Annotated in this window: 4 protein-coding genes and 1 pseudogene; all 5 read left to right on the plus strand. The window is 42.5% G+C overall.

Going from position 1 to position 6,416, the window contains the following annotated elements:
• The first annotated feature begins 34 nt into the window (after window positions 1-34).
• Window positions 35-577 carry a polysaccharide biosynthesis/export family protein gene (locus tag IT781_RS06960; protein WP_228778979.1) on the plus strand — a complete coding sequence of 181 codons (543 nt, stop codon included), beginning with the start codon at window positions 35-37 and terminating at the stop codon, window positions 575-577.
• A gap of 30 nt (window positions 578-607) precedes the next feature.
• Window positions 608-1,861: a hypothetical protein gene (locus IT781_RS06965; RefSeq protein WP_194969417.1), complete on the plus strand. Its 1,254-nt coding sequence runs from the start codon at window positions 608-610 to the stop codon at window positions 1,859-1,861.
• Window positions 1,862-1,869: 8 nt separating this feature from the next.
• Complete coding sequence (locus tag IT781_RS06970) at window positions 1,870-3,585, plus strand: Wzz/FepE/Etk N-terminal domain-containing protein (RefSeq protein ID WP_194969418.1); 1,716 nt, start codon at window positions 1,870-1,872, stop codon at window positions 3,583-3,585.
• Between the two features lie 784 nt (window positions 3,586-4,369).
• Window positions 4,370-5,299 (plus strand): CpsD/CapB family tyrosine-protein kinase, encoded by a 930-nt coding sequence (locus tag IT781_RS06975; RefSeq protein ID WP_194969419.1) that lies wholly within the window; start codon window positions 4,370-4,372, stop codon window positions 5,297-5,299.
• Between the two features lie 624 nt (window positions 5,300-5,923).
• Window positions 5,924-6,416 (plus strand): annotated as a pseudogene (locus tag IT781_RS06980) (right-handed parallel beta-helix repeat-containing protein); the annotation flags it as partial.

Consider the following 6,416-nt stretch of genomic DNA (forward strand, 5'->3'; position numbering starts at 1 on the left):
CACAGAATAGTAGTAAAAAATTATGTTATTTTTTATGAGAATTTTTTTGTTGTTGGCAGTTTCCATTTTTTTTCAGACTGTGCATGCGGACTCTAACCAATATACGGTTAATTCCGGTGACATCCTTGATATCTCGGTCTGGAATGAAGAAGCCTTGCAAAAGGAAGTGCGGGTTTTACCCGATGGCAGCATAAGTTTTCCGCTAGCGGGAAGTATTTCAGTCGCCGGCAAATCGATAAGCCAGATACAGGCTATTTTGAAAGAAAGGCTCGCAGAGTTTATTGCCGATCCAGTAGTCAATATCTCGGTCAAGTCAGCTGAAGGTAATTCCATCTATGTCATCGGCCAAGTGAAAAAACCGGGCCAGTTCGTTATGTATCAGCCGATGGATGTTATGCAGATGTTGAGTCTTGCTGGCGGCCTGACAGCGTTTGCGAAGGCTAACGATATTGTCATTCTACGCCGTAATGGCGACAAATCCGAATCGATCGCATTTAAATACGGCGAAGTAGAAGATGGCGACAAATTGGAAAACAACCACTTGTTGCGGAGTGGCGATGTAATTGTAGTGCCGTGACCGCGCTCTGTTTAAGAGTATATTGAGCACATGAAAACCATATCTCAACAAGAGGGAAGAAAATGTCGCGGTTATCGCAAAAGGATTGCGCTGATTGTTGGCGCGAGCGTTTTCTGTTCCAGTCTTGATGCCGCAGAATGGATCGTTGATGGCATTGTTAATCAGTCGTTATCTTATAACGACAATGTCCGGATGTTACCCGAAAATCCGGAAGGGTCCCTCGTTTATTATTTAACGCCTACGCTGAATTTTGCCCGTAAGACAGAAGCGTGGGATGTGCAAGGTAGAGCCAGTTATGGTGTCCAGCATTATACTGACATAGAAGAACTCGATCAGAATCCACAGGACTATGGCTTAAGCACCGAGTACAGGACCGAACGCAGCCTTACGGGGTTAAGTGCGAGTTATTCTGTCGTGCCCAGCCAGAATTTTGCAGAGCAGGACACTGGTAATTTTGCAACCAATGCAAGACGCAACAACCTGACAGTCACGCCGACTTATTCTTACAGATTCACGGAGCTGGACAGCCTGATCAGTTCAGCGACCTACTCAAAATCAACCTATTCCAACCCCGGTTCTGGTGATAACGACACTGTCATTAATAATTTTAATGACAACGAAGTTAAGTCGATTAATGTGGGCTGGCAACGGCAGTGGAGTGAATTATTTTCGCAGTCCATTTCCGCATTTTATTCGAATTACAACTCGACAGGGCAAATAAACTCGGAAAGCAACAGCTATGGGATAAACCTGACATCGTCCTATCAATTATCGGAAGAATGGCAATTCAACGGCACCATCGGCGGACGAATCACGGACACAAACATAGATACAGTAATCATTCCCGGGCTATTGACGGCGACAAATCAGGATACATCGGCAGGTTTCCTGACAGATATCGGTGTGCACTACAAAGGAGAAAGTCTGTCGTCAGATTTCGGCTTAAGCCGATCGTTGGTTCCTTCAGGCCAAGGGCAATTAACCGAGCAAACCCTGATCAGCCTTGATTTTTTATATCAAATAACCGAAAGGTTTTCCAGCGGGTTGACAACCAGTTATCGCGAGACGGATTCAGTCAGTGGTATTAATGGCGGATTTGGGCAGAGCCGAACAAATATATGGGTTTCGCCTAATATTAACTGGGAATTGACCCAGGATTGGTTATTATCGGCATCTTACGCCTACAGAAACCAGGACAGAAAAAACCCGGACAGAACAGCGGACTCAAATATATTCATGTTGACCATTAATTACAACTGGCCCGGTTTAAGTATTTCAAGATAGAGACTGTAATGGAAGAAAACGTTAAAACCCTGAAAGATTACCTGCAAATAGCGCGTAGACGAAAGTACCTGATTGCCGCCTCTGCGCTTTTATTATTGGTTGCCAGCATTGCGGTCGCGTTGATTTTACCTCCGGTTTATCAATCTCAGGCCACCATTCTGATTGAACAGCAGCAAATTCCAACCGATCTGGTTAAATCAACAGTCACCAGTTATGCGGATGAGCGTATCAGCCTGATTCAGCAGCGGGTCATGACGACCGATAATCTGACAAAAATAATTGACAAATTTAACCTGTATCACGAGCAAAAGGAAAAATTGACGCCAGCAGAACTGGCTGAACAATTTCGGATGAACGCTCATCTGGAACTTGTGAATGCCGACGTAATCAGCCAAGGGAGGCACAGCAAGGCGACACTCGCATTCAAATTGTTGTTTGATGATAAAGATCCATTGCTGGCACAAAAAGTAACCAATGAACTGGTTACCCTGTTTTTAAATGAAAACGTCCGCAACCGGACTGAGCGGGCTGAAGAAACAACCGTGTTTCTGGAAGCAGAGGCGCAGAAGTTTAAAATTGATATTCAGAAAATTGAGAATGAACTGGCTGAATATAAAGAAAAATACAGAGATAGCTTGCCCGAGCTATTACCTGTCAATTTATCAGCGGTCAGCCGTATCGAAAGTGAAATTCAGCAATTGGACTTGCGGGAAAAGATGCTTGATGAACGGAAAATCAGCTTAAGATCGCAAATGGCTGTAGCCGGTCAAAATTCGCTTGCATCAACCTCCGATGGAAGCGCACCGAGATCACTCGCTGAATTAAAACTGGAACAGGCACGCCTACTAAGCAAGTATTCGGCCACTCATCCGGATGTCATGCGGGTTAAACGGCAAGTCGAGATACTTGAATCAGGACAAAACCCTGAGCAGTCAGAGGCAGATAGCAAATTGCAGGAAGCGAAACAGGAACTGGCGAAATTACGTCAGCAATATTCCGATAATCATCCTGATGTCAAGGTTGCTCAGCGCAAAGTTGCCGAGTTGACAGGCGCGCAGAGTCCATCCGCTGCAAAAAAGCCGGCGAATCAAACTATTAGTGATCCAACGCTTTTGCAAATTAAGAGTGAAATTGATGTCGCCGAGGTTGAGCTGGCAAACATCAGAATACACCGGGCCGAATTGCAGGAAAAATTAAAAGCGTTGGAAGTCAACATATCACAAACTCATCAGGTTGAGCGCGGTTATTATGAATTGATGAGAGATCTGGATAACAACAAGGCTAAATACAATGAACTCAAGGCAAAACAGCTTGAGGCCAAATTGGCGCAGACGCTGGAAGAAGAGCAAAAGGCTGAAAAATTCAGCTTGATAGAGCCGCCGCTTCTGCCTAACAAACCTATTAAACCTAATCGGTTGAAACTATTATTCATAGGTTTTATAGCTTCGATAGGGGGCGGTTTTGGAGCGGGTCTTTTGAGAGAAATGATGGACGATAGCATCAGAGGCCACCGTTCCTTGGCGCATATTGTCGGTGCGGAACCACTAGTCGTGGTGCCCTATATTAAAAGTCAGGAAGACATCGATCGAACCAGAAGAAACATTATCAATTTCAGCATAATAGCAGGCGTATTGCTGCTAGGCATGATAGTATCAGTACACATGCTTTATATGCCGCTTGATATTTTATGGTACAAAACCTGGAACCGCTTGGGGCTTATATAATCACTGGCGTTACGCATCAGTTGAATTGAGACGGATTTAAAAAGTATCGCCAGCGCGAAAGGTTGTTTGAATTCAACTGTAGGGTCGAATTAATTCGACCCGAAACGCTTCCACGAGCTATGGGCATTAATAAATAGTGCGAATACCCGCAAGGGGCACAAGTAAATTCGCACCTACGCGTACGCATCACTATTCATGCGACGAGTTCTGCTGTGAGATCGGTCTCACAACCTGTCGTCAGCGCGCAGCCAGAATAAAATAAAGCCCATGCGTAACATCGGTAAATTATTATGGTGATTTGATAACTGATTATATGGTTGGAATTTATAATCAGTTATTTAAATAAAAAACGTTTAAAAAGCTTTTAACAATAAAAAATTACAATAATTATCCGGCGTAGAATATTTAGGGAAGATAAGGAGCAATACTGTTTTAACTGATATTATACGTTTAGTTGAATTTATATCGGCTTAATAAGTGCCGCTGACACCATGATTATTCAAATTGGACCACTAAATGTAAGGTCGAATTTACTCGACCGAGACAGCATGGAATATCTGCACTAGTTAGGTAGTGTAAGTGAATCCGCATACACTCGAACACCTGTATCGTCTTTGGCAAGGAAAGATTCAAAAGCTGCGGTAAGCGCTCAAAGAAACAAGCAAGATAAAAGCAGCACAAGTTCAGGGTATCAGTGCTTAAGCCTATTATCTAAGGCTTTTTATAGCGATAAAAGAAGCTACACTTATGTAATTACATCTATATTCTCAAGCATAATATGAGCATGGATGTAGAATTCCAGAATAAACGAGCAAACAGTGAACATGGGGCAATAAAGTTGGAACACATACAGCAAGCTTTAGATAAATATAGAAAATCTAAACAACCCGAGGCCAAGGTCGCCACTCAGAAAACAAAAAAGTTTCCCGATGAGCAAGCCATTGTCTATGCTAAAACCAAAGTACATGCTGCCAATCAGGAAGTGTTGAAAGAGCGCAGAGTAGTCTCCATGCTGAAACATGATCCGGTAGCGGAAGTGTTTCGGATGCTGCGCACAAAAGTCCTCAAACAATTGCGGGAAAACAACTGGAACAGTTTTGCCATAACTGCTCCGACGCAAGGTGCAGGAAAATCGATGATTGCCGCTAATCTAGCTATCGCAATGTCTATGGAAGTCAATCAGACAGTCTTGCTTGTCGATCTCGATTTACGATTTCCAAAAATTCACTGGTATTTCGATCTGCAAGTCGAGCAGGGCCTGAGCGATTACCTCACGTCCGATATACCCTTATCCGATATTCTGGTCAATCCAGAAGGCTACTGGTTGAGTGGTATTAAGAACTTAGAAAACGATATACCCTTATCCGATATCCTGGTTAATCCTGGATTTGAGCGTTTAGTACTGCTGCCAGGCAAAGGCCAGGTGACAGGATCTTCGGAAATGTTGTCCGGCCCCAGAATGAAGAGTCTGATCAACGATATAAAAAACCACTACGAATCACGAATTATAATATTTGATTTGCCGCCCGTCCTGGTCACTGATGATGTTTTGGTCAGCATGGACTATTTCGATGCGGCATTACTTGTGGTTGAAGAGGGCGGTAATACACCCGAAGAAGTCACGAAAGCATTACGGATGCTATCTGGCACTCAATTGTTGGGAACGGTATTAAATAAATCGGAAACCATGCCAGATCATCAGGGGTATTATTAACTAGTATTGAGCAGTAAATTTATTTACTGCTCAATGTATTGTGGGGCTGAATTTTTTTAAATGCTTTTTATTTTGGCATTTTTATTCAAGGCACTTTTAGTGATCATTCACAGACGAATAAATTTGACATTCTATAAACCTGTGAAGCGGTGAAAGACAAGCTATAGGCGTCTATCATTAGTATTCAGTCAACCCTGAGTTGACAGGTAAAAGCAAATCCGTTCATCCTGCCCCTTCGGCTACGCTCAGGACTAAAGGCTTTGTCGAAGGATGAGCGGATTTACGCCAAGTATATTTATCCGACATATCAATAATGACTGAGTACTAGTTATTAAGAGCAAGTTACAGTTTCCATAAAATAGTTATTATTAGTAAGGTTTCTTTAAAACAGTAATAGATATAAGTTTTAAATTTACTATGTTGGTATTCAATAGTTGAATTTTCATAGTTAGTGATGTTTCTGGCAGTTTTGATGTAGTTGAGTAAATTTATGGAAAAATTTTAGTTTTCTCTTACGGGATTGTTTGATAGCCACTGATGCTTCTATGACGCACTCAGTGTATGTGAATATTGAAAATATTCGTTTTTGGAAATATTAAAATTAAATTGAGTTGCTCTAGGATAATGAAAAAAAATACATTTGTTTTTAAGATAAGCTTGTTGTTACTTTGCCTGTTTTCCAATCCGTCCTGGGCACAGAATTTTTATGTCTGTAACAATGGGGCAGACAGTAATAGAGGTCTGTCGCCATATGAGCCATGGGCGACGTTTGATTTTGCCATGTCAAGATTCGGCACCTTGAACGCCGGGGATAGTATTTTGTTTTGTCGGGGCGGGACATTCACTTCATCCTTTCCCAGATTATTCAATCAACATTGTGCTTCGGATGCGCCATGTACAATAGCCGACTACATACCGCCAGATGTAACACCTATAAATGCCAAACTGCCAGTTATTATAAATGGCAACGCCAACGGAGTATTCAATTTTCAGGATGGCGGCGATGCTGATCATGATGAAGGCTATGTCGTTAGAAATCTGTCGCTCAAGGGAACCGGTACCGGAAATGGTATTTTCCTGTTCAACGACGTGGACTATGTCACAATTGAGGGCGTTA

It is taken from the genome of Methylobacter sp. BlB1 (assembly GCF_015476545.1).
Taxonomy (GTDB): domain Bacteria; phylum Pseudomonadota; class Gammaproteobacteria; order Methylococcales; family Methylomonadaceae; genus Methylobacter.